Genomic DNA, 25,718 nt, shown 5'->3' with positions numbered 1-25,718 from the left:
CTACTTGCCGCGAATAAGCACCGGTACAGCTTACGTTGTACAACGTTCCCTGCTTCGCCTGGGTGTCCTGGACATCACAACAACGCACCGATTGGCGTCAAGCTTCCTACGGCGAACAAGAGTTGGCTTCCTCTTTGCCCGGCTTGATCATCCCCTGCTCGAACCTTGCACGGGCCTTGCACGAGGGACCCCCGCCGGAGCGTTCCGGCGGGGTCGGGAAGGTGGGGCCGGAGTGGAGCCGGGCCTACTTGCCGGTGAACTTCTCGTACTCCTTGAGGACCTCGTCGGTCGGGCCGTCCATGCGCAGCTCGCCGCGCTCCAGCCACAGGACGCGGTCGCAGGTGTCACGGATCGACTTGTTGTTGTGACTGACCAGGAACACCGTGCCCGCGTGCTTGCGCAGCTCGCGGATGCGGGCTTCGGAGCGCTTCTGGAAGGAGCGGTCGCCGGTCGCGAGCGCCTCGTCGATCATCAGGACGTCGTGGTCCTTGGCGGCGGCGATGGAAAAGCGCAGGCGGGCGGCCATGCCGGAGGAGTACGTCCGCATGGGCAGCGTGATGAAGTCGCCCTTCTCGTTGATGCCGGAGAAGTCCACGATGTCCTGGTAACGCTCGCGGATCTGCTCGCGGGACATGCCCATCGCGAGGCCGCCGAGGATGACGTTCCGCTCGCCGGTCAGGTCGTTCATCAGGGCCGCGTTCACGCCGAGGAGCGAGGGCTGGCCGTCGGTGTAGACCTTGCCCTCCTCGGCGGGCAGCAGTCCGGCGATGGCGCGCAGCAGCGTGGATTTGCCGGAGCCGTTGGAGCCGATCAGGCCGATGGCCTCGCCGCGGTAGGCGATGAAGGAGACGCCGCGCACCGCGTGCACCTTGCGGACGCCGCGCTCCTCGCCACCTCGCTTGAGTATGCGGCTGAGGGCGGCGGTGGCGCTGCCCTTGCCGGTCTTGGCGCCGTTGACGCGGTAGACGATGTGCAGCTCGTCCGCGATGACGGTGGGGATCCGTGTGTCGGTGATCTGCTCAGCCACGGCCGTACCGCTCCTCAGCCTTCCAGAAGTACACGAACCCGCCGACGGCGACGAGGAGGGACCAGCCGAGGGCGACCGCCCAGACGTGCGGGGGCAGGTTCTCGGAGCCGTAACCGTCGATCAGGGCGAAGCGCATCAGGTCCATGTAGATGGCGGCCGGATTCCACTGGAGGATGTCGGCGATCCAGGCGGGCTTGTCCTTCAGCATCACCGGGATGGAGAACATGACACCGGACGCGTACATCCACGTACGCATGACGAACGGCATCAGCTGCGCGAGGTCCGGAGTCTTGGATCCCATCCGGGCCATGATCATCGCGAGGCCGGTGTTGAAGAGGAACTGCAGGACCAGCACCGGGACGATCAGCAACCAGGACAGACGCGGGTAACTGCCGAATCCGACCGTCACCGCGAACAGCACGATCATCGAGAAGAGCAGTTGCTGGAGCTGCTGCAGCGAGAAGGAGACGGGCAGCGCGGCGCGCGGGAAGTGCAGGGCCCGTACGAGGCCGAGGTTTCCAGAGACCGCCCGCACTCCGGCCATCACCGAGCTCTGGGTGAAGGTGAAGACGAACACACCGGTCACCAGGAACGGGATGTAGACCTCACGGCCCATGCCGCGGTCGGCCCCCAGGATGAGCCCGAAGACCAGGAAGTACACAAGCGCGTTCAGCAGGGGCGTGGCCACCTGCCACAGCTGCCCGAGCTTCGCCTGGCTGTACTGGGCGGTGAGCTTCGCCTGGGAGAAGGCGAGGATGAAGTGACGCCGTCCCCAGAGCTGACGGACGTACTCGACGAGTCCGGGCCGGGCGCCGCTGACCGCGAGCCCGTACTTGGCGGCCAGGTCGGCCGCGGAGAGCCCGTCATCGGGTGACGGTCGGTCGCTCACCGCGACCCTGCCGTCATGCGTTGTCTCACTCACAGATGGAAACTTTCGTCCTCAATGTGGGCAGCCTGGTTCGGGCCTGGGCAGGAGCCAGGGACCGGGTACCGCCGAATGCTCTCAGATACCGAGCTTGTCAGATGACGGGTGGGCGGCCCAGTCGAGTCAGGCGCCATACCGTACGCCACTTCATGGGGCGCCGTGGGCCGCATGCGGTGGACCAGCCCTCCACAAAGCCGCCGAACCAGGCCTTCAGCGCAGGTCGCGAGGGGCGGCGGGCGAGGGTGAGCGACATCCAGACGCCGAGGTATACGGGGATCAGCGGGGCGGGCAGGTTACGGCGGGCGAGCCAGACGCGGTTGCGGGCCACCATGCGGTGGTAGACGGCGTGCCGGGAGGGGGCGGTCGTGGGGTGGTGGAGCACCATGTCCGCGCGGTAGTCGATCATCCAGCCGGCGTCGAGGGCGCGCCAGGCGAGGTCGGTCTCCTCATGGGCGTAGAAGAACTCGTCGGGCAGGCCGCCGACCTCGGCCAAGACCTTTGTACGGACCGCGTTGGCGCCGCCGAGGAAGGTGGTGACACGGGAGTTGCGCATCGGGTCGGCGGCGCGCAGGCGCGGGACGTGGCGGCGCTGGGTGGTACCGGTGTCGGGGTCGGCGATACGGAAGCTGATGATCCCGAGCTCCGGGTCGGCCTCGAAGGCCTCGCGGCACAGCTCGGCCGTGTCGTTGCGGGCGAGCAGGCCGTCGTCGTCCAGGAACATCAGGACGTCCACGTCTGTGCCGCCGGGACCGAAGGCCTCGATGCCGACGTTGCGGCCTCCGGGGATGCCGAGGTTCTCGGGCAGCTCGACGGTACGTACGCCTTCGGGGACGTCCGGCACCGGGGAGCCGTTGCCCACCACGATCGCCTCGACCGGGTCGCCGTCCTGCTTGGCGACCGAGTCGAGGAGGGCGCGGAGTTCGTCGGGGCGGTTGCCCATGGTGATGATCACCGCGCCGACCTTCATGGCCGAGCTCACTTCAGCCTGCTCGACGCCAGGATGGACACGAGGTGCAGCAGGGTCTGCAGGAGCGCGATGCCGGCCAGTACGGCGACGCCGAGCCGCGAGAAGAACAGATCGTCCCTGACCGTGTCCAGCACCGCCAGGACCAGGATCAGCAGCGACGCCTCGACGCCGAGGACGAGCCGGTGGAACTTCAGCGCGGCGGCGGCCTTGCGGGCCAGCGCCATCCCGGAGGTGCGCGGCTCGGAGGCCGACTCCTGGACCGGCGGCTTGCCGGTCTGGTGCCGGGCAACGCCCACGAGGTCGGTCTCGGCCTTGATCAGGATCGCGCCGAGGGCGGCGAGGGTGCCGAGGAAGGCCCACAGCCAGTCGATCCGCCCCGAGCCCCACAGGTCGGCAGCGCGCAGCCCGAAGCCGACGAGCACCGCGGCGTCGCACAGATAGGCGCCGACCCGGTCCACGTAGACGCCGGCGAGGGAGTACTGCTTGCGCCAGCGGGCGAGTTCGCCGTCGACGCAGTCGAACAGCAGGTAGAGCTGGACCATCAGCACGCCGAGCACGGCGCCCGGGATCCCCGGCACCAGCAGGGCCGGGGCGGCGAGGACGCCGAAGACGGTCATCAGGTAGGTCAGCTGGTTGGGCGTGACCCGCGTGTTCACCAGGTGCCGGTCGATACGCAGCGAGAGCTCGCGCATATAGAGTCGGCCGGCCCAGTGCTCGCCGCTCCGCCGGTCCTTCACACCCGGGGGGTGCACGACCGGTCGGAGCTCAGCTACCGATGGCTTTTGCATAGTCGGCGTATGCGTCCCTGATCTGGTCGGCGGACAGGTCGAGGTGCTCGAGGATCGTGTAGCGGCCCGGCCGGGTCTTCGGGGCGAACTTCACGACCTGGACGAACTCGTCCGCGGTGAAGCCGATCTCGTCCGGGAGGACGGGAAGCCCGTGGCGGTGCAGCACCTCGGCCATGTACGCCGACTCCTCGTGGGCCCCGCGCAGGTACATCGCGAAGGCCGCGCCCAGGCCGCACTGCTCGCCGTGGCTGGCCGCGCGCTTGGGATGGAGGAGGTCGAAGGCGTGGTTGATCTCGTGGCACGCACCGGAGGCGGGGCGGGAGTCGCCCGCGACCGACATGGAGATACCGGTGAGCACCAGGCCCTCGGCGAGCACCTGGAGGAAGCCGTCGTCGCCGACGCCACCCGGGTGCCGCAGCACGGCCTCGCCCGCCTGGCGGGCCATGGCGGCGGCCAGACCGTCGATCGCCTCGCCCTGCTCGCGGTTGGCGAGCTCCCAGTCCGCGACCGCGGAGATGTTGGACAGGGCGTCGCCGATGCCGGAGCGCACGAAACGGACCGGCGCCTCACGGATCACATCGAGGTCGATGACCACCGCGATCGGGTTCGGTACGCCGTAGGAGCCGCGTCCCGCGTCGTTGTCGAGGGTCGCGACCGGCGAGCACAGACCGTCGTGGGAGAGGTTCGTGGCGACGGCGACCAGCGGAAGGCCGATCCGCGCCGCGGCGAACTTCGCACAGTCGATGATCTTGCCGCCGCCGAGGCCCACGACAGCGTCGTAGTGCCCCGACTTCATTTCGTCGGCGAGCCGGATCGCGTCGTCGAGGGTGCCGCCGCCGACCTCGTACCAGCTCGCGCCGGGCAGCGCCGGGCCCAGCCGCTCCCGCAGCTTGGCCCCGGAGCCGCCGCTGATGGCGACGGCCAGCTTGCCGGAGTGCGAGATCCGCTGGTCGGCGAGGACGGCCGCCAGGTCGTCCAGGGCCCCCGGACGGATGTCGACGACGACCGGCGAGGGGATGAGCCTCGTCAGTACTGGCACGCGATCACACGCCCCTTGGCCAGGTCGTCGTGGTTGTCGATCTCGACCCACTTGACGTCGCCGATGGGCGCGACGTCGATGCGGAAGCCGCGGTTCACGAGCTCCTGGTAGCCGTGCTCGTAGAACTGCTGCGGGTCGGTCTCGAAGACCGTCTTCAGCGCGTCGGCGAGCTCGTCGGCGGCCTCGCCCTCGATGAGGGTGACGCCGATGTACTCACCGGTCGCCTCGGCCGGGTCCATCAGCTTGGTGATCTTCGTCATGCCGCCCTCGGGGCCGACGACGACTTTCATCTCCTCGTCGGCGAGCGACTTCACCGTGTCGAGGGCCAGGATGATCTTCTTGCCGTCGCCGCGGGCGGCGAGCAGCGTCTTCTCGACGGAGACGGGGTGCACGGTGTCGCCGTTGGCGAGGATCACCGAGTGCTTGATGGCGTCACGGCCGCACCACAGGGAGTAGGCGTTGTTCCACTCCTCGGCCTTGTCGTTGTCGATGAGGGTGATCTTGACGCCGTACTTCTGCTCGAGGGCCTCGCGGCGCTCGTAGACGGCTTCCTTGCGGTAGCCGACGATGATCGCGACCTCGGTCAGGCCGATCTCGGCGAAGTTGCCGAGGGTGAGGTCGAGCACGGTGATGCTGTCCTCGTTGCCTGAAGTGTCCTCAGGTCCAACCGGCACCAGCGCCTTGGGCAGGGTGTCGGTATAGGGGCGCAGACGCCGTCCGGCGCCGGCCGCCAGCACGAGGCCGATCATGCGGGTTCTCCTTCATCGTGTACGGCGGGTGCGCCGCGCGTATGGGCGGTCACCCAGAAACGGATGCTCTCCACGAGCACCACGATGGCCACGGCCACGGCGAGCGCCGTGAGTGCGACCTTGAAATCAGTGGGGGCGAGCAGCGCGGCCAGAACGGTGACCAGCAGCGTCCTGCCTTCGTGCCCGCCGATCGCCCGCACCAGCCAGTTCGGCGGCGCGCCGGCGTCGCCGCGGATGCGGTACACCGTGTCGTAGTGATGGTAGGCGACAGCGCCCACCAGCCCGAAAGCCGCTGGAAGGGCTCCGTTTACTTCGGCTTTGGCTGCCAGTACGAGGACGGTGACGTATTCGGCGGCGCGGAACAGCGGGGGAATCAGCCAGTCGAGGGCGCCCTTGAGGGGCTGCGCGACGGCTTCTGAGGACACCAGGACGTACGCGGCGGCGCAGATGACGACCGACCAGCCCGGCCCGTCGATCCAGGCCGCGAGCATCATGGCGACGGCACCGGCGAGGGCGAACAGCGGCGCCAGGGCGCGTGGCCCGCGCGGCAGGACGCGCGCGAGCAGCTCGGCCAGGGGTCCGCTGTCCGCGAGGTCGGCCAGCGCCTGAGCGGCCCGGTCCGTGCGCTGCGCCTTGCGCGTCAGCGAGCGCAGCACGCGCCCTGCTGTCGTGTAAGTCGCCGCGAACGCGCATCCGATGAGCAGCGCGTAGAAGGTGATACGCGGCGTCGTGACCGCCGTGAGCAAGGCGATCATCGCCCAGCGCTCGCCGATCGGCAGGACGATCATCCTGCGCACCCAGACCGTCCAGCCGACGCTGTCGAGCCGGCCCGAAAGGGCCGCCGTGGGGCTGGTGTTGGCGGTGGCGTCGTGATTCGCCTCGTTGAAGGAGAAGTCGACGACATGTCGACAGGTCTGCAAAACCATCGCGCCGAGGGCGAGGGCCCATACGTCATCACCGCCGCGGGCCGCGCCGAGCGCGAGGCCCGCGTAGTAGGCGTACTCCTTGGCACGGTCGAAGGTCGCGTCGAGCCAGGCGCCGAGCGTGGAGTACTGCAGCGAGTAGCGGGCGAGCTGTCCGTCCGTACAGTCCAGGACGAAGGAGAAGAGGAGCAGAAGTCCGGCGGCGACGAAGCCTGCCCGGGTACCGGTCGCCGCACAACCCGCCGCGATGAGCGCGGTGAGCAGCGAGGCCGTGGTGACCTGATTCGGGGTCAGGCCGCGGCGGGCGCACCAGCGGGCGAGATAGCGGGAGTACGGGCTGATGCAGTACGTGGTGAAGAAGCCGTCGCGGGACTTCACGGCCGTACGCAGCCGGATCGCCTCGTCGTCGAGGGCGGCCACGGCCTGCCGGGCCTCGTTGCGGGCCTGCGGGTCGCGGGGGACTTCGGCGACGAGTTCGCCGAGCTCGGGGCGGTGCAGTTCGGCGTCGAGCAGCTCGGCTACGCGGTCGGCGACGATGCCGACGACCACAGAGCCGTTCGAGGCGTCACCGGCGGCCGTGCGCAGCGCGCGGTCCAGCGCGGGACGGGCGGCGCGGCGGACGGTGACGGCGCCGGGGATCGCGGCGGCCTCGAAGCGGGGATCGGTGAGCCCGAGCCGCAGCGCGTGGACGTGGCCCACGAAGCGGGCGTCGACGACGGCGACCCGCTCATCCGCGGGTACGGCGGATAGGAGCGTCTCGGCGTCGGCCGCGTCGGAGGCGACCCGCACGTCGAAGCCGAGCGACCGCAGATCGCCCTCGAGCGACGATCCGGGGACCGGCTGACCGGTGAGGATGGCGGTCGACAGACGAACTCACTCCCTGGGTTCCGACGCGTCCGCGGCGACGGGCATGTGGGCGATGGGGGCGCCCCGGGCGGGGCCCCGGGCGGCGTGTCGGCAGAGGCTATCGGATGATGGGAAACTGCCGTTCACCGCCTGTTCACGGCCCGATCAGCATGATCTGTCTGCCGCGTCCGCTGCGATCATCATCATGGATCGGGGCCCCGCGCCCCAAATCGCGGTTCCAGAACGGCGCTTTTCAGGGCAAGAGTCGCGGCCGGCGCCGGAGCTGATCGGTCAGGCATAGGGTGAAGGACCATGACATGGCTGATCACAGGCGGAGCAGGCTATATCGGTGCACATGTGGCGCGGATCATGGCCGATTCGGGAGAGCGGGTCATCGCCCTCGACGATCTCTCGTCCGGTGCCCCCCACCGGCTGCCGACGGACATCCCTCTCATTCAGGGCTCATCGCTCGACGGAGAGCTACTGAAGCGGACGTTCGCTGAACACACGGTGACGGGAGTGGTGCATCTCGCCGCTCGCAAGCAGGTCGGCGAGTCCATGGCCCAGCCCACGCGCTATTACCAGGAGAACGTGGGAGGGCTCGCCACGCTCCTCGAAGCGGTCGCCGGGGCGGGCATCGAGCGCTTCGTCTTCTCCTCGTCCGCGGCCGTCTACGGCAACCCGGATGTGGATCTCATCACGGAGGACAGCCCGTGTGCCCCGGTGAACCCGTACGGCGAGACAAAGCTCACCGGTGAGTGGCTGGTGCGCGCGGCGGGCCGGGCACACGGCATCGCCACCGTGTGCCTGCGCTACTTCAACGTGGCGGGCGCGGCGGCACCCGAACTGGCCGACACCGGTGTCTTCAACGTGGTCCCGATGGTCTTCGACCGGCTCACCCGCGACGAGGCCCCGCGGATCTTCGGCGCCGACTACCCGACGCCGGACGGCACCTGCGTACGCGACTACATCCACGTCGCCGATCTCGCCGAGGCCCACCTCGCGGCGGCCCGGCGGCTGACCGCGGCAGGCTCGGAGGGCGATCTGACGGTGAACATCGGCCGCGGAGAGGGTGTTTCGGTACGCGAGCTCGTGACGCTCATCGGCGAGGTCACCGGCGACACCCGCCCCGCGCTTGTCGAACCGCGCCGCCAGGGCGACTCCCCGCGCGCGGTCGCCTCGGCCGCCCTGGCCGCCGAAGAACTGGGCTGGACCGCGCGGCGCGGGGTGCGCGAGATGGTCGAGTCGGCCTGGCGGGGCTGGCAGCTCCACCACTCCGACTGAAGCTGTTGAGGGCCGGTTTATTGGGAGGCGGTGTCGTCGCCCTCGGTGCTAGCGTGGCCGGCGATCTGGGAGGTGGGTTGATGACCGTCGTGTTCCGCGCTGCCGCGCGCAGCGTCTCAGGCATCCCCAACTCCCGGGCTCGCGGCTGACGTTCAGGCAATCGTCGGCCGGGCCCCTCACCCAAGGGTTTCCACGTTGACCGACAACGCTGAACACAACGCCTTCTTCACCCTGCGCCATGGACTTCCGCGGCAGAGCCCCGGCTCCGACGTCACCACCCGGCGCCTCCTCTCGCTCGCGGGCCCACTGCCCGCCCGTCCACGCGTCCTCGACCTGGGCTGTGGCCCCGGCCGCTCCGCACTGCTGCTCGCCGCGGAAGCGGGCGCCGAGGTGACCGCCGTCGATCTGCACGAGCCGTTCCTCGCCGCACTGCGGGCCGCCGCCAAGGAGCGTGGGCTCGGCGACGCGATCCGCACCGTCAAGGGGGACATGGGCCACCTCCCTTGTCCGGACGGGTCTTTCGACCTCCTCTGGGCCGAGGGCTCGGCGTACATCATCGGCTTCGACAGCGCGCTGCGCTCCTGGCGGCGCCTTCTCGGCCCCGGCGGCACGCTCGTGCTCACCGAGTGCGGGTGGACCACCGACACGCCCTCGCCGGAGGCCCGCGCCTTCTGGGCGGACCACCATGAACTGCGTACGACCGAGGAGAACAGCCGGGCCGCCGAAGCCGCCGGGTACACCGTCGTCGACGTGTACCAGCTGCCGGAGTCCGACTGGGACGAGTACTACGGCCCCCTCGCCGCCAAGGCGGACATGGCCGATCTCACTCGGCCCGGCATGCCCGAGGCCGTCGCGGGCGCCCGCGCGGAGATCGCGCAGCGCCGGGAGCACGGCGGCGAGTACGGCTACGTCGGATACGTACTGCGGCCGAGGGACGCCTCCGGCTGGTTCACCCGCCCGGAGACCGCCGCCGACCGTGCCGAGGTGTACGCGGTGAACGCGGCGGCCTTCCCGACCGAGGCGGAGGCCGAGCTGGTGGACGCGCTGCGTGCCGACCCGGAGGCCTGGCTGCCGGGCCTGTCGTACGTGGCCGAGGCAGCGGACGGCACGGTCGTGGCGTACGCGCTGCTCACCCGTTGCCATGTAGACGGTGCGCCGGCGCTCGCGCTGGCTCCCGTGGCGGTACGGCCGCCGTATCAGCGGCAGGGCGCCGGAGCGGCCGTCGTACGCGCCGTGCTGGAGTCGGCACGCGCGCGTGGGGAGCGGTTGGTGCTCGTACTCGGCCACCCGGAGTACTACCCGCGCTTCGGCTTCACGTCCGCTTCCGGATACGGCATCCGGCCCGGTTTCGAGGCCCCTGACGAGGCGATGATGGCACTGGTACTGGACGATTCTTCGCCGGTGCCGACGGGCACGATCAAGTATCCGACCGCTTTCGGCGTCTGATCGGTGATGCCCCGCTTGTCCAGGTTCGGCCGCGCGACGGAACCGGACAAGCGGGACACCGCGTGGTGTCGGGAGTGCCGGGTTCGTACGGCAGACTTGGGTCCCGAAATCCGATGCGAAGGATGGGTATGCCGATCACACGTGGCACCGCGACGCACACCTCGTCGAACGGCTCCGCCGAAGCGATCCTGCTGGAACTGGTCGATGAGGACGGTACGACGATCGGCACCGCGGAGAAGCTCGCCGCACATCAGCCGCCCGGGCAGCTGCACCGGGCGTTCTCGGTGTTCCTGTTCGACGAGCGGGGCCGGCTGCTGTTGCAGCAGCGCGCGCTTGGCAAGTACCACTCCCCCGGCGTCTGGTCCAACACCTGCTGCGGCCACCCCTACCCCGGTGAGGCGCCCTTCGCGGCGGCTGCGCGACGTACGCACGAAGAGCTCGGGGTCTCTCCGTCCCTGCTCGCGGAGGCGGGCACGGTCCGGTACAACCACCCGGACCCGCACTCCGGTCTGGTGGAGCAAGAGTTCAACCACCTCTTCGTCGGCATGGTCCAGTCGCCGCTGCGGCCGGACCCGGAGGAGGTCGGCTCGACGGCCTTCGTGACGCCCGTCGAGCTGACGGAACGGCACGTCAGGGACGCGTTCTCCACCTGGTTCATGACGGTCCTGGACGCGGCCCGCCCCGCGATCAGGGAACTGACGGGCGCCGGCGCCGGGTGGTGACCAGCTCTACGGTGCGGGTTTGAGGGGCAGGGCGGCCCAGATCACCTTGCCGCCGGTCGCGGTGTGTTCGACGTCGCAGGCGCCGCCTGCCTCCTTGGTGATCTCGGTCACCAGGAGCAGGCCGCGGCCGCCGGTCTGGGCGTGGTCGGCCTCCAGGGCGGTCGGGCGGTAGGGGTGGTTGTCCTCGACGGAGACCCGCACCCACTCGGCGCCGACGGCGACCTCCACCGCGAGCATCGGGGAGAGCAGCGCCGCGTGCCGCACCACGTTGGTCACCAGCTCGGAGACGATCAGCAGCAGCCCTTGGACGAGTTCGTCCGAGGCGGGTACGCCCTGGCGGGCCAGCAGATCACGGACGGCGTGCCGCGCCTGCGGCACCGAGGCGTCGACGGAGGGAGCGGTGAACCGCCAGACTCCCTCGTACGGCAGTGGGTCCGGCGGTCTGCTGTAGGCGTCCGTGTCCCCGCCGCCTTCAGGGCGTGGGCCGGACCCCCGCCCTTGGTCGTCCATCGTCCGGTCGCCACCCTTGCGCTCGATTGTCACCACATGTCGAGTGTTGGTAACGCAGTGGTGCATACCCAAGAGCTGAACAGAAGTCAGCAAGTATCGCCCCTTTCTGACCGTCCCCGTATGACACCGACGGCCCGCGAGACAGCTCCCTGCCCTTCTTGTGCCGAATTCGGAACTCTTCGGGTTGTACGGGTGCGGATAGCATCCGGCGTATGGAGCCGCAGTTGTTGCACAGCGTCACCGACGGGGTCGCCACCGTCGTGATCCACCATCCGGCGAAGCGCAATGCCATGACGGCCGGCATGTGGGCGGCGTTGCCGCCACTGCTCGACACACTGGCCGCCGACCCCGCCGTACGGACGCTGGTACTCACCGGTGAGGGCGGGACCTTCTGCGCCGGGGCCGACATCTCGACCCTGCGGGGCTCCGCCGACGAGGCGCAGGCTCTTGCGGTACGCGCCGAGGACGCGCTCGCCGCATTCCCCAAGCCGACGCTCGCCGCGGTGCGCGGCCACTGCGTGGGCGGCGGCTGCCAGTTGGCGGCCGCCTGCGATCTGCGGTTCGTGGACGAGGGCGCGCTGTTCGGCATCACTCCGGCGAAGCTGGGGATCGTGTACACCGCCTCCTCCACGCGACGGCTGGTGTCGCTGGTGGGGCCCGCGACCGCCAAGTACCTGCTGTTCTCCGGTGAGTTGATCGACGCGGAGCGGGCGCTGCGGACCGGACTGGTCGACGAGGTACTGCCGGAGGGCGAACTCGACAAGCGGGTCGCGGAGTTCACGCGCGTACTGGCCGCGCGCTCGCAACTGACGCAGGCCGCGGCGAAGGAGTTCGCGGACGGCCGCACGGACCGCCAGGCGTACTGGGCCGAGCAGGCACGCGGCAGCGGCGACACCGCGGAGGGCGTCGCCGCCTTTCTGGAGCGCCGTCAGCCGGACTTCACCTGGACTACATCAGGGTGAAACGGCTCTTCGAGCGAAACTCCTCGACGAGATTTGCGGGCGCCTTCTGCGGGGACCCCGCGTCGTAGGGCGGCTGCGGGTCGTACTCCGTCAGCAGCTGTACGGCCTGGGCGTGTTCGTCGCCCGCGATCCTGCCGACCAGGGTGAGCCCCATGTCGATGCCGGAGGAGACACCGGCCGCGGTGACGTACTTGCCGTCGGTCACGACCCGCTCCCCCGTCGGCTCGGCACCGAACTGCTTGAGGAAGTCCAGGGCCAGCCAGTGGGAGGTAGCGCGGCGGCCGTCCAGCAGTCCGGCCGCGGCGAGCAGCAGGGAGCCGGTGCACACGGAGGTCGTCCAGGTGCTGGTGGTGTCGGTGGCGCGCAGCCAGTCGAGGAGCGTCTCGTTCTCCATCTGCGAGAACTGGCCGGGACCGCCGGGGACCACGACGATGTCGGGGCTCCGCACCTCGGCGAGGGTCTTGTCGGCGGTGATCGCGAGGGCGCCGGTGTCGGTGCGGACAGGGCCCGTCTGCTCGGCCACGAAGACGGTCTCCGCGTCGGGGAGGCGGCCGAGGGTCTCATACGGGCCGACGGCGTCCAGGGCGGTGAAGCGGTCGAAGAGAACGATGGCGATCTGCATCGGAGTCCTTTCGTTCGGGTCGATCGGGCTGTCGGGTTCGACGAGTTGGCCGGTGAGCTCAGTGAGTCAGCTCAGCCGGTGGCTTCAGTCGGCGGGCACAGGACGGAAGCGGCGGCGGTACTCCGCCGGGGCCGCGCCGAGAGTCCGTACGAAGGCGCGGCGCATCGCCTCCGGGGTGCCGTAGCCGCAGGTGCGGGAGATCTCCTCGATGCCGTCGGCGGTGTCCTCCAGGAGACGCCGGGCGTGTTCGACGCGGACGCGGTCGACGTACCGGCCCGGGGTCATGCCCGTCTCCGTCTGGAAGGCGCGGGCGAAGTGCCGCGGGGAGAGGTTGGCGCGAGCGGCGAGCGACTCGACGGTCAGGTGCTCGCCGGGGTGCTCGCTGATCCACTGCTGGACGTCGCGGAGCGGTTGGCGCTGGGCGGTCTGCGCGGCGAGCTGGGCGCTGAACTGCGCCTGGTTTCCCGGGCGTCGGAGGAACACGACCAGATGGCGGGCGATGGTGAGGGCGGTCTTGCGGCCGAGGTCCTCCTCGACGAGCGCTAGGGCGAGGTCGATGCCGGAGGTGACTCCCGCCGAGGTGGCCACGTTCCCGTCGCGTACGAAGATGGGGTCCGGGTCGACGTCGATCGCCGGGTGGTCGCGGGCGAGCATGTCGCAGGACGCCCAGTGAGTCGTCGCCCGGCGGCCGTCCAGGAGCCCCGCGGCGGCGAGCAGGAGCGCGCCGGTGCAGACGGACACCAGGCGCTCCGCGCGCGGACCGTGCTCACGCAGCCAGGCGACGAGGTCCGGGTCCGGGTTCCGGGTTCCGTTGCCGCCCGGAACGAGCAGGGTGTGCGGGGCGGGTGCGTCGGCGAGGGCGTGGTCCGGGACCAGGGTGAGGCCGCTGGTGGCGCGCACGGGGGCGCCGTCCAGGGTGGCGGTGCGGAGGCGGTACGTACCGGGGTGGCCGGTCTCGGCTCCCGCGAAGACCTCCACGGGGCCCGTGACGTCGAGACTCTGGATGCCCTCGAAGAGGACGACGAGAACGGTTCGGGGTGCCATGTGCTCGATTCTTGGCGCGCGCTGTGACGGCCGCAATGACGAGCACCCCACCTTTCCTGCCATGCCGACGACCTTGCCGGGGGAGCCTGCCGAGGGGGATCGACGGCACGGCATTCCGCTCGTACTGAGCAGTCGGTTAGCCTGCGGCCCATGACCAGTGCTCTGCAGGAGCGCGCCGGGCGGCGCTGCCACAACGTCCTCAATCCGCTTCACTCCGCGCACTACTTCTCGCCGGAACTGGGGCGGGAACTTGCCGCTCTCGGGGTCGCCGACCGCGATGCCGCGTACCTCGCGGCGCGGGCCGCGGCCATGGGGGCGGTGGGTGCGGGTGTGGTGACCGCGACGTTCTACAACTTCCGCCATGAGCTGGTGGCGAAGCACGTACCCGAGGTGTGGCGGACGGCGTCGCCGCAGGACGTGCTCGCGGCACGCGCGCGTGCCGCCGACGCGACGCTGCGGCGGCTGCTCGGTGACGAGGTGATCGGGTCCCCCGAGATGGCCGAGGCGGCTCAGCTCGCGCTGCGGTCGACCGAGGCCTGCGTACGGACCGCGCGCCCGCTGTACGCGGCACACGCGGACCTGCCGGTGCCCGACGAGCCTCATCTCGCGCTCTGGCACGCGGCCACGCTGCTGCGCGAGCACCGCGGAGACGGGCACCTCACGGTGCTGCTCGGCGCGGAACTCGACCCCGTGGAGGCGCTGGTGAGCCACACCGCGACCGGCAAGGGCATGTCGCCGAGGTGGGTCCTCGCCACGCGTGGTTGGCGGCGCGAGGACTGGGACGCCGCGGCCGGCCGGCTCCGGGAGCGCGGACTGCTCGACGCCGAGGGCGAGTTGACGGCGGCGGGCGTGGACCTGCGCCGTGAGATCGAGTCGGACACGGACCGTCTGGACCGGGCCCCGTACGAGCACCTGGGCGCGGCGGGCGTGGAGCGCCTCCGGGAGCTGGCGACGGGGTTCCTCACGACGGCGCTGTCAGCGGGGGCGTTCCCCGAGGACATGATCGGCAAGGGCTGAGGACCTTTCGGGCGCGCGCGGCGGGCCACGCATCAGAACGCCTCTCCGCGGTACTCGGACGTCCCCGGCCGCGAACGAACAGGCCGGGAGACGAAAGGAGAAACACGTGCTCCGTGCGATCGCAGACGTGTTGCGACAGATTGGCGCGGCGCTCGCCACAGTGGTGACGCTGCCGTTCCGGGCGCTGGCCCGGCTGTTCGGCGGCGCCTCGCACTCCACGCGACGCACCGGGCGGGCCCGCCGGGTCTGACCGCGGACCGCCTTCGGAGCCGGACCCGCCAAGGGCGTGTCCGGCTCTCCTCGTGTTCCGGCGCCGCCCTGATCCCCCGTTGTCGGTGTCACCTGCCACAATTGCCGCGCAACCTCAGTGAGAAGGCGGTACGGGATCGTGACGACACCCGGATCCATGGCAGTAGGGTCCATCGAAGGCAGGATCGCCGAGGAGCTCGGCGTACGGGAGCGGCAGGTCAAGGCTGCCGTGGAGCTGCTCGACGGCGGTTCGACGGTGCCCTTCATCGCCCGCTACCGCAAGGAAGCGACCGAGATGCTCGACGATGCGCAGCTGCGCACGCTCGAGGAGCGGTTGCGCTATCTGCGCGAGCTGGAGGAGCGGCGGACCGCGATCCTTGAGTCGGTGCGCGAGCAGGGCAAGCTCACCGAGGAGCTTGAGGCACGGATCCGCGGAGCCGAGACCAAGGCGCGCCTGGAGGACATCTATCTGCCGTTCAAGCCGAAGCGGCGGACGAAGGCGCAGATCGCGCGCGAGGCGGGTCTGGAGCCGCTGGCCGAGGGCCTGCTCAGTGACCCGTCCGTCGAACCTCTGGCCGCCGCAGCGGCGTTCGTCGACGCCGACAAGGGCGTGGCCGACCCGCAGGCGGCCCTCGACGGTGCCCGCGCGATCCTCACCGAGCGGTTCTCGGAGGACGCCGACCTGATCGGCGAGCTGCGCGAGCGCATGTGGGTGCGCGGGCGGCTGGCCGCCAGGGTTCGGGAAGGCAAGGAGGAGGCGGGCGCCAAGTTCGCCGACTACTTCGACTTCGCCGAGCCCTTCACGGACCTGCCCTCGCACCGCATCCTCGCCATGCTGCGCGGCGAGAAGGAGGAGGTCCTCGACCTCGTCCTGGAGCCCGAGGAGCCGACGGACGGGCCTTCGTCCTACGAGGGGATCGTCGCGCACCGCTTCGGGATCACCGACCGGGGCCGCCCCGCCGACAAGTGGCTGACGGACACGGTCCGTTGGGCCTGGCGCACGCGCATCCTGGTGCACCTCGGAATCGACCTGCGGCTCCGGCTGCGTACGGCCGCCGAGGACGAGGCGGTCAACGTCTTCGCGGCGAACCTGCGCGACCTGCTGCTCGCCGCCCCCGCGGGCACACGTTCGACGCTGGGGCTCGACCCCGGATTCCGCACGGGCGTGAAGGTGGCCGTCGTCGACGCGACCGGCAAGGTCGTCGCCACGGACGTCGTCTACCCGCATGTCCCGGCCAACAGGTGGGACGAGGCCATCGCCAAGCTCGCGCGGCTCGCCAAGGATCACGCGGTCGAGCTGATCGCGATCGGAAACGGCACGGCGTCCCGCGAGACGGACAAGCTCGCCGGTGAACTGATCACCAAGCACCCGGAGTTGAAGCTCACGAAGGTGATGGTGTCCGAGGCCGGGGCCTCCGTCTATTCGGCCTCGGCCTTCGCCTCGCAGGAGCTGCCCGGAATGGACGTGTCGCTGCGCGGCGCCGTGTCCATCGCGCGGCGCCTGCAGGACCCGCTGGCCGAGCTGGTGAAGATCGACCCGAAGTCGATCGGCGTCGGGCAGTACCAGCACGATCTGTCCGAGGTGAAGCTGTCCCGGTCGCTGGACGCGGTGGTCGAGGACTGTGTGAACGGCGTCGGAGTGGACGTGAACACGGCATCCACGCCGCTGCTGGCGCGAGTGTCCGGGATCTCGTCCGGGCTCGCGGAGAACATCGTGGCCCACCGGGATGCCAACGGCCCGTTCAAGTCGCGGTCCGAGCTGAAGAGCGTGGCGCGGCTGGGGCCGAAGGCGTACGAGCAGTGCGCGGGGTTCCTCCGGATTCGCGGGGGTGACGATCCGCTGGACGCGTCCAGCGTGCACCCGGAGGCGTATCCCGTGGTGCGGCGGATGGTGAAGACGGCGGGCAGCGAGGTGGTCTCACTGATCGGCAACACGGGGGTGTTGCGCTCGCTGAAGCCGGGTGACTTCGTGGACGAGACGTTCGGGCTGCCGACGGTGACGGACATCTTGAAGGAGCTGGAGAAGCCGGGGCGTGACCCTCGGCCGGCCTTCAAGACGGCGACCTTCAAGGAGGGTGTGGAGAAGATCTCCGACCTGACGTCCGGGATGGTCCTCGAGGGCGTTGTGACGAACGTGGCGGCATTCGGCGCGTTCGTGGACGTCGGTGTCCACCAGGACGGATTGGTGCACGTCTCCGCGATGTCCAAGACGTTCGTCAAGGATCCGCGTGACGTCGTGAAGCCCGGCGACATCGTCAAGGTGAAGGTCCTCGAGGTCGACATTCCGCGCAAGCGGATCTCGCTGACGCTGCGGCTGGATGACGAGGCTGCGCCTAAGGAGGCACGCGGTGGGGGGCGCCCGCAGCGTGGCGGGCGGGCGCCGCAGCAGCAGCGTGGGCAGCAGCAGGGTCGCGGTGGCGGCGGGTCGCGGCAGGCGCCCGCACCCGGCAACAGTGCGATGGCGGATGCGTTGCGGCGGGCGGGGTTGGTTGACCCCAAGGGGGGTCGTGGGCGGGGGTGAGCACTGTGGGTGGCGGGTGAGGGGTTTCTTTCCCCGAACCCGCCCCTTCCCGGAACTGGGGGCTGCGCCCCCAGGCAGCCGAGAACTTCGTCTGTGCGCTGCTGCGCCCCAGGGGCTGACGCCTCAGCGTTCCGTCACCTTGCCGCCGGCGACCTCCAGGCGGCGGGTGACGTGGACCGCGTCCAGCATGCGGCGGTCGTGTGTGACGAGGAGCAGCGTGCCCTCGTATGAGTCGAGCGCTGATTCCAGTTGCTCGATGGCCGGCAGGTCGAGGTGGTTGGTGGGTTCGTCCAGGACCAGGAGGTTGACGCCACGGCCCTGGAGGAGGGCCAGGGCGGCGCGGGTGCGTTCGCCAGGTGACAGGGTGGCTGCCGGTCGCAGGACGTGGTGCGAGGTGAGGCCGAACTTGGCCAGGAGGGTGCGGACTTCGGCCGGTTCGGTGTCCGGCACCGCCGTGCAGAACGCGTCCAGGAGGGACTCGGAGCCGTAGAACAGTTGGCGGGCCTGGTCGACCTCGCCGACCAGGACGCCGGAGCCCAGGGAGGCGTGGCCCGCGTCCACCGGTACGCGCCCCAGCAGGGCGGCCAGCAGCGTGGACTTGCCCGCGCCGTTGGCTCCGGTGACGGCCACCCGGTCCGCCCAGTCGATCTGCAACGACACCGGGCCGAGCACGAAGCCGCCTCGTCGTACCTCCGCGTCGCGCAGGGTGGCGACCACGGCGCCCGATCGCGCGGCCGCCGCGATCTCCATACGCAGCTCCCACTCCTTGCGCGGCTCCTCGACGACGTCGAGCCGTTCGATCATGCGCTGGGTCTGCCGGGCCTTCGCGGCCTGCTTCTCACTGGCCTCGCTACGGAACTTGCGGCCGATCTTGTCGTTGTCGTTGCTCGCCTTGCGCCGGGCGTTCTTGACGCCCTTGTCCATCCAGGAGCGCTGCATCTGGGCCCGGTCTGCGAGAGCGGCGCGCTTGTCGGCGTACTCCTCGTAGTCCTCGCGGGCGTGCCTGCGCGCGACGTCCCGTTCCTCCAGATATGCCTCGTAACCGCCGCCGTACAGCCTGATCTGCTGTTGGGCGAGGTCCAGTTCGAGGACCTTGGTGACGGTGCGGGTGAGGAACTCGCGGTCGTGGCTGACGACGACCGTGCCTGCGCGCAGTCCGCTCACGAAGCGTTCCAGGCGTTCGAGGCCGTCCAGGTCGAGGTCGTTGGTGGGCTCGTCGAGGAGGAAGACGTCGTAGCGGGAGAGGAGGAGGGAGGCGAGTCCGGCGCGGGCCGCCTGGCCGCCGGAGAGCGCGGTCATGGGCTGGTTCAGGTCGACGCCGAGGCCGAGCGAGTCCGCGACCTGATCGGCTCGTTCGTCCAGGTCGGCGCCGCCGAGGTCGAGCCAGCGCTCCAGGCTCGTCGCGTACGCGTCGTCCGCGCCCGGTGCCCCGTCGACGAGCGCCTGCGTCGCCTCGTCCATCACGCGCTGGGCCTCTGCCACACCGGTGCGGCGGGCCAGAAACTCCCGTACGGACTCGCCCGGCCGGCGTTCCGGCTCCTGCGGCAGATGCCCGACGGTGGCGTTCGGCGGGGAGAGCCGCAGCTCGCCCTGCTCGGGCTTCAGCAGTCCGGCGAGCATGCGCAGCAGCGTGGACTTGCCCGCGCCGTTGGCACCGACCAGACCGATCACATCGCCGGGCGCGACAACGAGATCGAGCCCGGAGAAGAGCGAGCGGTCACCGTGACCGGCGGCGAGGTTCTTTGCGACGAGGGTGGCAGTCATCAGGGGCCTGATCTTAATCGCCGGTCCCGTGGACAAGCGCCGGGATTTTCCGTGCTTGGCAAAGCACGCCCCGCAAACCGCGCCCCTTTAGGGGCGCGGGGAACTGCGCGACCAGCCACAGATCACCCGCACTCGCCCACGAACCCCAACCCATCACCCCGTTAGGCACCCCGCCCAACCGTCGGAGACACCAGCACTCCCCCCGAAGTCCGCGCCACGATGAAGGACTCCCCCTTCGTCGCTTTCGCGTCCAGGGCGAGCCGGTGCTCCCCCGCTTCCAGCACGCCGTCGAAGACCTCGTACGCGTGCGTGCGGTACAGCCGGTCCATGCGGTACGCGGTCAGTTGTACCCGGCACGGGGACGTGACCTCGACGCCCGCCTCGCCGTTCAAGGCGACCAGGCGGGTGAGGCGGCGCTGCTCCCGGGGGCTGCGGTCCAGGGCGTTCTCGATCTGGGCGACGAGGAGCGGGACGATCGGGGCGAGTCCGTCGACGTATGCGACCTCGACGCCGGCGCGCTCGAAGGACTGGCGTACGGCGGCACGTTCCTGCTCGGTGACGGCGCGGCCGAAGGCGACCGCGCCGTATGTGCGCAGCTCGTCGGCGGGGATATCGGCGGCGTCCTGGGTGGTCTCGGCGCCGATACCGATGATGCGCAAGGCGGTGGCAAGTTTGGCGAGGACGGCGGCTCGGGCGCCGATGAGCAGGACCCGGCGGCGCTCTCCACCGGCGGCGGTGAGCCCGCCGTTCGTCAGCAGGGAACCCAGCGCGGCGCGGTACTCGGCGCCACGGAAGCGGAACGGCCCTATTCCGTGGTAGCCGTTGAGCTCCAGGTCCGCCCGCTCACCGGTCTGCCAGGCGAAGTCGCGCCATACATAGTCGTCGCCGAGTCTCTCGATCACGGCGGTGACGGCACCGCAGGCGAGGTCCTCGCACTCGGGGCAGCCGTAGATGACGTACCGGCCGCCCGCCAAGGGGGCGTCGGCTTCCAGGAGGAGACTGTGCACCTGCGCGCTGAAGATCGCGGGCGGTATGTCGGAGGCGAGCGGGGAGACGGCGTCGAGGTCGGAGAGCTGGAACAGCAGCGGCCGTCCGTCGACGATGAAGTCCACGAAATCCCGGTGCACTTGGTAGTCACCGTTGGTGAGGACTCCACCGGCGCGCATGGCCGGTGCCAGGCCGAAAGTCGCGTACTCGGCAGACATGCTGTGAGTATCCCCAGACTGGGGGTGATGTGAGCACGGCATGACGGATTCCGTTAACGTCCGGCTGTGAGCAGTGAGCGGAACGATGACGTGATCGTGGTCGGCGGCGGTGTCATAGGCCTCACGACGGCCGTCGTCCTCGCGGAGAGCGGCAGGCGGGTACGGATCTGGACGCGGGAGCCCGTCGAGCGGACCACCTCGGCTGTTGCCGGCGCGATCTGGTGGCCGTACCGGATCGAGCCGGAGGTGCTCGTCGGTGAGTGGGCGCTGCAATCACTGTCCGTGTACGAGGAGTTGGCGGCGCGGCCCGAGGAGACGGGCGTACGCATGGTCGAGGGCGTACACGGTGAGACGGTGCTGGACGGGCTCGGGTCGTGGGCCGCGCGGGTGCCGGGGCTGCGGGCGGCGACGGCCGGAGAGTACGCCGGGGTGGGGTTGTGGGCGCGGCTGCCGCTGATCGACATGCCGGTGCATCTGGCCTGGTTGCGCGAGCGGTTCGTCAGGGCCGGCGGGACGGTCGAGGAGCGGTACGTCACGGATCTCGCGGAGGTCCCGGCGCCGGTCGTCGTCAACTGCACGGGCCTTGGCTCGCGGGAGCTCGTACCGGATCCGGGGATGTGGCCCGTGCGGGGGCAGTTGGTGATCGTGGAGAACCCCGGGGTGACCACGTGGCTGACCTCGGGGGATTCTGGCACCAAGGCGACGTACTTCTTTCCGCAGCCGGGCGGGCTGATCCTTGGCGGGACCGCTCAGGAGGGCGACTGGTCCCTGACGCCCGATCCGGCCGTGGCCGAAGCGATCGTGCGGCGGTGTGCGGCGCTGCGGCCGGAGATCGCCGGGGCTCGGATCATCGAGCACCGGGTGGGCCTGAGGCCTGCCCGCGACGCGGTGCGGCTGGAGCGTGAAATCCTGCCCGGCGGCCGGGTGCTGGTGCACAACTACGGGCACGGCGGGGCGGGCGTCACCGTGGCGTGGGGCTGCGCGCGGGAGGCGGCCGGACTGGCCTCCCGCTGACGCACAATCCCGACTCACCTCCCTCGGACGCCCGGATGCCGCCCAAGCGGATTTACCGAAGTCCGGTGCGGTGCCCCGCGCCCCTGGGAGGCCTGCGGCCTCCCAGGGGCGCGGGGCTGTGACATATACGGCTCCGCCGCGATGGGGGTCCCCCGCTCATGGGGTCCCCCCGCTCGAGCGAAACCGAGAGTGGGGAAGCGGCCAGCCACAGCCGGGCCCACAGCTTCAAACCGCCTTACCCAGCGGAGCGCTCAGCGGTGCTCGTGCCCGAGCGGGTCCCCTTCCGTGTCGGTGCCGGGTCCGGGACCGACACGGATCCCGAAGTCGCCGTCGTACTGTTTGTGCCCCTCGATCACGGCGAGTTCGACGGCCTCGGAACCCATCGCACTGCGCACGATGACCGGGTCCTTGCGCAGATCCTTCATCAGGGCGAAACACATCCCGATCATGACGAGGACGAAGGGCGCGGCGGCGAGGATCGTAAGGTTTTGCAGGCCGGCGAGCGCATCGCCCTTACCGCTGCCGATGAGCAGCATGATCGCGGCGACGGCCCCCGTCACCACGCCCCAGAACACCACGACGAGACGTCCGGGTTCGAGGGCGCCCTTCTGGGAGAGCGTGCCCATCACGATGGACGCGGCGTCGGCTCCGGAGACGAAGAAGATGCCGACCAGGATCATCACGAGCAGGCTGGTGACCGTCGCGATGGGGTACTCCTGCAGAACGCCGAAGAGCTGTCCCTCGGGCGTCGCCTCTTCGCCGAGCCGGCCGGCCTCCTGCAGCTTCATCGCGGAACCGCCGAAGACCGCGAACCAGACGAGGGAGACGGTGCTGGGTACGAGGATGACACCGCCGACGAACTGCCGGATGGTCCGGCCGCGGCTGATGCGGGCGATGAACATACCGACGAACGGCGTCCAGGAGATCCACCACGCCCAGTAGAAGACGGTCCAGCCGCTCAGCCAGTCCGCGACGCCCTCGCCGCCGCTGGCGTCGGTGCGGCCGGCGAGCTGCGGCAGGTCACCCACGAAGGAGAAGACCGACGTGGGCAGCAGATCGAGGACGATGACGGTCGGGCCCGCGATGAACACGAACACGGCGAGTACCAGCGCCAGCACCATGTTGGTGTTGGACAGCCACTGGATGCCGCGCTCGATGCCCGAGACAGCCGAGGCGACGAAGGCCAGCGTCAGTACGGCGATGATGGTGACGAGCAGTGCCGTGCTCGCCTTGTCCAGCCAGTCCAGCTCCGTGAGTCCGGAGCCGATCTGGAGCGCGCCGAGGCCCAGCGAGGTCGCGGAGCCGAAGACGGTGGCGATGATCGCGAGGACGTCGATCGCCCGGCCCGCGTGGCCGTTCGCGTGCCTTTCACCGATGAGCGGGGTGAACACCGCGCTGATCGTCTGGCGCCGGCGTTTGCGGAAGGTGCTGTAGGCGATGGCGAGGCCGACCACCGCGTAGATCGCCCACGGATGCAGGGTCCAGTGGAAGAGCGTGGTGGCCATCGCCGTTTCCATGCGCTCCGCGGAGTCGCCAGGGCTGGTGCCCGGCGGAGGTGTGGTGTAGTGCGACAGCGGCTCGCTCACGCCGTAGAACATCAGGCCGATGCCCATACCGGCGCTGAACATCATCGCGACCCATGACACGGTGCGGAACTCGGGTTCCTCGCCTTCGGTGCCCAGGTGGATCCTGCCGTAACGGCTGACCGCCAGCCAGAGCGCGAAGACGACGAAACCGGAGGCGGCTAGCACGAAGGCCCAGCCGCCGTTGTGCATCAGGCCGTCGAGCATCTTGGTGGAGGCGCTCTCCAGCGAGTCGGTGGCGACCGCGCCCCAGATCACGAAGGCCACGGTGAGCGCGGCGGTGACGCCGAACACCACGCGGTCGGTTTCGTGGCCGGGGCCGCCCGGGACGTCCTCAGGACCTCCCAGGCCTCCCCTCTTCTTCAGGTCTTCTGTCATCGGCGGCACCTTCCCCTGGAGGCCGAGCGGAAACACTTGTTCCTGGTTGCGCCCCTAGGAATTACCACAGGTGCCGCTGATCTCAACCCTTTCAGCGGTTGTCTCCCGGCACCCGCTGCGGGGTCCGGGGCTCGGCGACCCCGTCGAGGGTGGCCTCCGGCCTGACGTGCGCCGATCCCGAGGTGGCGCCCGAGAAGGCCTTGGCGCCTCCGACGAACGGGACGCGGGCCCACGTACGGGACAGGTCGAGTTTCAGCGTCGGTGTGGTCGACGGAGGGTCGATGAGGTCCTTGTCGGTGCCCGCGACGATCAGTGCGAGACGGTGCCCGGCGGGGACGACGTGGTCGCTCGCGTGCAGGTCGAGGCTGATGGTGTACGGCTTGCCCGGCGTGAGCGGGACGCCCTTCAGGTCCGAGGCATGGTTGCCGAGGTCGGCCCAGCCCCGGCTGAACACCGTGTAGTCCACGTCCGCGGTCTTGGCCTGCGTCTCCTTGAAGCAGGAGCTGTCACCCGTGGTGCTCGGGCCCCAGCAGCTGCGGTCGGTGAGCGTGGTGATGCCCTCGGCGGCGTCCGCGTAGTCACGGATGGTGTCCGGGCCGAGGTCGACAAGTACCGCGGAGAGATGGGCGGTGGTGGTGCTCGGTGTGGCGGTGACGGTCACCTTGGAGGAGCCGGACAGCCGGAGGTCGCGGGTGAGCGGCTTCGTGATGAATCCGGCCTTGGCGGCAGTCGACTGATCGATCTGCGCGGCCCAGTCGGTCTCGTCCTGGCTCGGGTCGTCGGTGAAGGTCTCGGTGCCCGATCCGGTACGCAGTCCAAGGGTGCCGACGCCCGCCTGCTCGCCCTTGCCGGGTCGCAGGCTCACGGTGTCCGTGCCGCGCGGCGGCCAGACACTCGACGTCTCCCACTTGTCGGGGGCGCGCTCGATGTCGGCCATCGGCTCGTCGTCGATGCCGTTGTCGTAGCCGAGGAGTTCGTGGTCGAACCAGCGGTGCAGGGTGTCCACCCATTCGGCGCGACGGAAGTCGAAGGGGTCGACGTGGCCGGTCTGCGACAGCCAGATCTTGCGCTCGACGCCGTTCTTCGCGAGGGCGTCCCACCACTGGCCGAAGTGCTTGGGGCGAACGTTGAGGTCCTGCATGCCGTGGATGACGAACACGCTCGCGTCGACCTTGTGGGCGTCCTTCACGTAGTCGCGCTCCGTCCACAGCTTCGTCCAGTCGCCGGTGCGCGGGGCCCCTTCGACGAGCTTCTGCTGCACGGCGGCGCACTTGGCGCGGGCGTCGGGGCTCTCGACGTAGTTGGACAGCCAGTCGGGTCCGGAGTCGTACAGCGGGGCGCCCTTGGCGAAGTAGTAGTCGTACCAGGAGGAGATGGCGGCGATCGGAACGATCGTCTCAAGGCCCTCGACTCCGGTCGCGGCGACGCCGTTCGCGACGGTCCCGTCGTAACTCTTGCCGATCATGCCGGTCTTGCCGTTGGTCCAGTCGGCCTTGGCCTTCGTACTGCCCGTCCGGGAGGTGTAGCCCTTGGCCCGGCCGTTCAGCCAGTCGACGACGGCCTTCGCGGACTGGACGTCGGAGCGTCCGCCGACGTCCACGCAGCCGTCGGAACGGTTGGTGCCGGTGAAGTCGACGCCGACGAACGCGTAGCCGCGCGGCACGAAGTAGTTGTCGTAGAACAGCGGCATCTGGACGACGTTGCCGTTCGCGTCGTACGTCTTCTTCTGGCTCTCGTTGCCGCGCCCGCAGCAGGAGTAGTACGGGCTGGCGTCCATGATCACGGGTATCTTCCGGCCCTGCCGGGCGAGTTCGCGGGGCCGGACGATGTCGACGGCGACGCGGTCGGTCTTCCCGTCCTTGTCGCCGTCGAGTCGGGTGTCCACCCAGACGGACTCGCGTATCGCGTTCTCGTACGAGTACACGGGCTTGCTCTCCCGCGGGGCGCTCTGTGCGGCGGCCGGGGTGAGGAGTGTGGCCATCAGGGCGGCTGTGGCCGCCGTCGCGAGCGTTCTCCAGGTCCTGAAGCGCATGACGCGCGCACGTATCGGCATGCGCGGAAGGTACCCCGGTCAACTCGTGGGCGAAAGGGGGTCGTTGGGGCGCCAAGGACCGAACGGGTGCCGCGAGGAGG

Annotated in this window: 22 protein-coding genes; 8 read left to right on the top strand and 14 right to left on the bottom strand. The window is 70.0% G+C overall.

What is annotated here, in order from left to right:
* Positions 1 to 244: 244 nt before the first annotated feature.
* The 7 genes from ACFYO0_RS37235 to ACFYO0_RS37205 all read right to left on the bottom strand — a co-directional run bounded on the left by ACFYO0_RS37235 (position 245) and on the right by ACFYO0_RS37205 (position 7,285).
* Positions 245 to 1,027 carry an ABC transporter ATP-binding protein gene (locus ACFYO0_RS37235; RefSeq protein WP_388685236.1) on the bottom strand — a complete coding sequence of 261 codons (783 nt, stop codon included), beginning with the start codon at positions 1,025 to 1,027 and terminating at the stop codon, positions 245 to 247.
* Positions 1,020 to 1,949, bottom strand: coding sequence for an ABC transporter permease (locus ACFYO0_RS37230; RefSeq protein ID WP_388685233.1), 930 nt, complete (start codon positions 1,947 to 1,949; stop codon positions 1,020 to 1,022). The genes ACFYO0_RS37235 and ACFYO0_RS37230 overlap by 8 nt, the downstream gene beginning before the upstream one ends.
* A gap of 97 nt (positions 1,950 to 2,046) precedes the next feature.
* The gene (locus tag ACFYO0_RS37225; protein ID WP_388685271.1) at positions 2,047 to 2,919 is read right to left on the bottom strand and encodes a glycosyltransferase family 2 protein; all 873 of its coding nucleotides are present in this window, start codon (positions 2,917 to 2,919) and stop codon (positions 2,047 to 2,049) included.
* Positions 2,920 to 2,927: 8 nt separating this feature from the next.
* A complete protein-coding gene (locus tag ACFYO0_RS37220) occupies positions 2,928 to 3,707 on the bottom strand; it encodes a CDP-alcohol phosphatidyltransferase family protein (protein WP_388685230.1) in 780 nt (259 codons plus the stop codon).
* A complete protein-coding gene (locus tag ACFYO0_RS37215; protein ID WP_388685228.1) occupies positions 3,685 to 4,746 on the bottom strand; it encodes an iron-containing alcohol dehydrogenase family protein in 1,062 nt (353 codons plus the stop codon). Before ACFYO0_RS37215 ends, ACFYO0_RS37220 begins: the two co-directional genes overlap by 23 nt.
* Positions 4,734 to 5,495, bottom strand: a complete 762-nt coding sequence (locus ACFYO0_RS37210) for a sugar phosphate nucleotidyltransferase (RefSeq protein WP_388685225.1) — start codon at positions 5,493 to 5,495, stop codon at positions 4,734 to 4,736. Before ACFYO0_RS37210 ends, ACFYO0_RS37215 begins: the two co-directional genes overlap by 13 nt.
* Entirely contained in the window at positions 5,492 to 7,285 is a 1,794-nt protein-coding gene (locus tag ACFYO0_RS37205) for a DUF5941 domain-containing protein (RefSeq protein ID WP_388685269.1), read from the bottom strand. Before ACFYO0_RS37205 ends, ACFYO0_RS37210 begins: the two co-directional genes overlap by 4 nt.
* A gap of 291 nt (positions 7,286 to 7,576) precedes the next feature.
* Here ACFYO0_RS37205 and galE point away from each other — a divergent pair, with 291 nt between their 5' ends.
* The 3 genes from galE (at position 7,577) to idi (ending at position 10,716) form a co-directional block, all read left to right on the top strand.
* Positions 7,577 to 8,548: a UDP-glucose 4-epimerase GalE gene (gene galE, locus ACFYO0_RS37200; RefSeq protein ID WP_388685223.1), complete on the top strand. Its 972-nt coding sequence runs from the start codon at positions 7,577 to 7,579 to the stop codon at positions 8,546 to 8,548.
* Positions 8,549 to 8,743: 195 nt separating this feature from the next.
* Complete coding sequence (locus tag ACFYO0_RS37195; protein ID WP_388685220.1) at positions 8,744 to 9,994, top strand: GNAT family N-acetyltransferase; 1,251 nt, start codon at positions 8,744 to 8,746, stop codon at positions 9,992 to 9,994.
* Between the two features lie 128 nt (positions 9,995 to 10,122).
* The gene (gene idi, locus ACFYO0_RS37190) at positions 10,123 to 10,716 is read left to right on the top strand and encodes an isopentenyl-diphosphate Delta-isomerase (RefSeq protein ID WP_388685218.1); all 594 of its coding nucleotides are present in this window, start codon (positions 10,123 to 10,125) and stop codon (positions 10,714 to 10,716) included.
* Positions 10,717 to 10,722: 6 nt separating this feature from the next.
* Here idi and ACFYO0_RS37185 read toward each other — a convergent pair whose 3' ends face one another.
* Positions 10,723 to 11,226 carry an ATP-binding protein gene (locus ACFYO0_RS37185; RefSeq protein WP_388685267.1) on the bottom strand — a complete coding sequence of 168 codons (504 nt, stop codon included), beginning with the start codon at positions 11,224 to 11,226 and terminating at the stop codon, positions 10,723 to 10,725.
* 212 nt (positions 11,227 to 11,438) lie between these two features.
* Here ACFYO0_RS37185 and ACFYO0_RS37180 point away from each other — a divergent pair, with 212 nt between their 5' ends.
* A complete protein-coding gene (locus ACFYO0_RS37180) occupies positions 11,439 to 12,188 on the top strand; it encodes an enoyl-CoA hydratase/isomerase family protein (protein WP_388685215.1) in 750 nt (249 codons plus the stop codon).
* On the opposite strand, the gene ACFYO0_RS37175 is transcribed toward ACFYO0_RS37180, so the two are convergent.
* Both ACFYO0_RS37175 and ACFYO0_RS37170 read right to left on the bottom strand, forming a co-directional pair.
* Entirely contained in the window at positions 12,175 to 12,810 is a 636-nt protein-coding gene (locus ACFYO0_RS37175; RefSeq protein WP_388685212.1) for a DJ-1/PfpI family protein, read from the bottom strand. The genes ACFYO0_RS37180 and ACFYO0_RS37175 overlap by 14 nt on opposite strands.
* 84 nt (positions 12,811 to 12,894) lie before the next feature.
* Positions 12,895 to 13,854 (bottom strand): GlxA family transcriptional regulator, encoded by a 960-nt coding sequence (locus tag ACFYO0_RS37170; protein WP_388685210.1) that lies wholly within the window; start codon positions 13,852 to 13,854, stop codon positions 12,895 to 12,897.
* A 150-nt stretch (positions 13,855 to 14,004) separates the two neighbouring features.
* On the opposite strand from ACFYO0_RS37170, the gene ACFYO0_RS37165 reads away from it, so the two are divergent.
* The 3 genes from ACFYO0_RS37165 to ACFYO0_RS37155 all read left to right on the top strand — a co-directional run bounded on the left by ACFYO0_RS37165 (position 14,005) and on the right by ACFYO0_RS37155 (position 17,641).
* Positions 14,005 to 14,871: a hypothetical protein gene (locus tag ACFYO0_RS37165; protein ID WP_388685208.1), complete on the top strand. Its 867-nt coding sequence runs from the start codon at positions 14,005 to 14,007 to the stop codon at positions 14,869 to 14,871.
* Between the two features lie 106 nt (positions 14,872 to 14,977).
* On the top strand, positions 14,978 to 15,121 hold the full coding sequence (locus ACFYO0_RS37160) for an LPFR motif small protein (RefSeq protein ID WP_344396012.1): 144 nt from the start codon (positions 14,978 to 14,980) through the stop codon (positions 15,119 to 15,121).
* A 138-nt stretch (positions 15,122 to 15,259) separates the two neighbouring features.
* Positions 15,260 to 17,641: a Tex family protein gene (locus ACFYO0_RS37155; protein WP_388685206.1), complete on the top strand. Its 2,382-nt coding sequence runs from the start codon at positions 15,260 to 15,262 to the stop codon at positions 17,639 to 17,641.
* A gap of 123 nt (positions 17,642 to 17,764) precedes the next feature.
* Here ACFYO0_RS37155 and ACFYO0_RS37150 read toward each other — a convergent pair whose 3' ends face one another.
* Both ACFYO0_RS37150 and ACFYO0_RS37145 read right to left on the bottom strand, forming a co-directional pair.
* On the bottom strand, positions 17,765 to 19,405 hold the full coding sequence (locus tag ACFYO0_RS37150; protein ID WP_388685204.1) for an ABC-F family ATP-binding cassette domain-containing protein: 1,641 nt from the start codon (positions 19,403 to 19,405) through the stop codon (positions 17,765 to 17,767).
* 161 nt (positions 19,406 to 19,566) lie between these two features.
* On the bottom strand, positions 19,567 to 20,610 hold the full coding sequence (locus tag ACFYO0_RS37145; protein WP_388685202.1) for an oxidoreductase: 1,044 nt from the start codon (positions 20,608 to 20,610) through the stop codon (positions 19,567 to 19,569).
* A 66-nt stretch (positions 20,611 to 20,676) separates the two neighbouring features.
* Here ACFYO0_RS37145 and ACFYO0_RS37140 point away from each other — a divergent pair, with 66 nt between their 5' ends.
* Positions 20,677 to 21,624: an FAD-dependent oxidoreductase gene (locus tag ACFYO0_RS37140; RefSeq protein ID WP_388685200.1), complete on the top strand. Its 948-nt coding sequence runs from the start codon at positions 20,677 to 20,679 to the stop codon at positions 21,622 to 21,624.
* Between the two features lie 251 nt (positions 21,625 to 21,875).
* Here ACFYO0_RS37140 and ACFYO0_RS37135 read toward each other — a convergent pair whose 3' ends face one another.
* Together ACFYO0_RS37135 and ACFYO0_RS37130 are read right to left on the bottom strand one after the other, a co-directional pair.
* Complete coding sequence (locus ACFYO0_RS37135; RefSeq protein ID WP_388685197.1) at positions 21,876 to 23,585, bottom strand: BCCT family transporter; 1,710 nt, start codon at positions 23,583 to 23,585, stop codon at positions 21,876 to 21,878.
* A gap of 91 nt (positions 23,586 to 23,676) precedes the next feature.
* Positions 23,677 to 25,638 (bottom strand): Xaa-Pro dipeptidyl-peptidase, encoded by a 1,962-nt coding sequence (locus tag ACFYO0_RS37130; protein WP_388685195.1) that lies wholly within the window; start codon positions 25,636 to 25,638, stop codon positions 23,677 to 23,679.
* Between the last annotated feature and the right edge of the window lie 80 nt (positions 25,639 to 25,718).

Origin of the sequence: Streptomyces sp. NPDC006365 (genome assembly GCF_042870755.1) — a bacterium.
Lineage (GTDB): Bacteria > Actinomycetota > Actinomycetes > Streptomycetales > Streptomycetaceae > Streptomyces > Streptomyces xiangluensis.
Note: the sequence above shows the minus strand (reverse complement) of the source record. Positions and strands in the feature narration are given on the sequence as shown.

Excerpts from the sequence above, each read along its gene's own strand:
- ACFYO0_RS37225 (WP_388685271.1), bottom strand. The coding sequence starts at position 2,919 with ATGAAGGTCGGCGCGGTGATCATCACCATGGGCAACCGCCCCGACGAA.
- ACFYO0_RS37150 (WP_388685204.1), bottom strand. The coding sequence starts at position 19,405 with ATGACTGCCACCCTCGTCGCAAAGAACCTCGCCGCCGGTCACGGTGAC.
- ACFYO0_RS37180 (WP_388685215.1), top strand. The coding sequence starts at position 11,439 with ATGGAGCCGCAGTTGTTGCACAGCGTCACCGACGGGGTCGCCACCGTC.
- idi (WP_388685218.1), top strand. The coding sequence starts at position 10,123 with ATGCCGATCACACGTGGCACCGCGACGCACACCTCGTCGAACGGCTCC.
- ACFYO0_RS37165 (WP_388685208.1), top strand. The coding sequence starts at position 14,005 with ATGACCAGTGCTCTGCAGGAGCGCGCCGGGCGGCGCTGCCACAACGTC.
- ACFYO0_RS37220 (WP_388685230.1), bottom strand. The coding sequence starts at position 3,707 with ATGCAAAAGCCATCGGTAGCTGAGCTCCGACCGGTCGTGCACCCCCCG.
- ACFYO0_RS37130 (WP_388685195.1), bottom strand. The coding sequence starts at position 25,638 with ATGCCGATACGTGCGCGCGTCATGCGCTTCAGGACCTGGAGAACGCTC.
- ACFYO0_RS37175 (WP_388685212.1), bottom strand. The coding sequence starts at position 12,810 with ATGCAGATCGCCATCGTTCTCTTCGACCGCTTCACCGCCCTGGACGCC.
- ACFYO0_RS37170 (WP_388685210.1), bottom strand. The coding sequence starts at position 13,854 with ATGGCACCCCGAACCGTTCTCGTCGTCCTCTTCGAGGGCATCCAGAGT.
- galE (WP_388685223.1), top strand. The coding sequence starts at position 7,577 with ATGACATGGCTGATCACAGGCGGAGCAGGCTATATCGGTGCACATGTG.
- ACFYO0_RS37210 (WP_388685225.1), bottom strand. The coding sequence starts at position 5,495 with ATGATCGGCCTCGTGCTGGCGGCCGGCGCCGGACGGCGTCTGCGCCCC.
- ACFYO0_RS37185 (WP_388685267.1), bottom strand. The coding sequence starts at position 11,226 with ATGGACGACCAAGGGCGGGGGTCCGGCCCACGCCCTGAAGGCGGCGGG.
- ACFYO0_RS37135 (WP_388685197.1), bottom strand. The coding sequence starts at position 23,585 with ATGACAGAAGACCTGAAGAAGAGGGGAGGCCTGGGAGGTCCTGAGGAC.
- ACFYO0_RS37145 (WP_388685202.1), bottom strand. The coding sequence starts at position 20,610 with ATGTCTGCCGAGTACGCGACTTTCGGCCTGGCACCGGCCATGCGCGCC.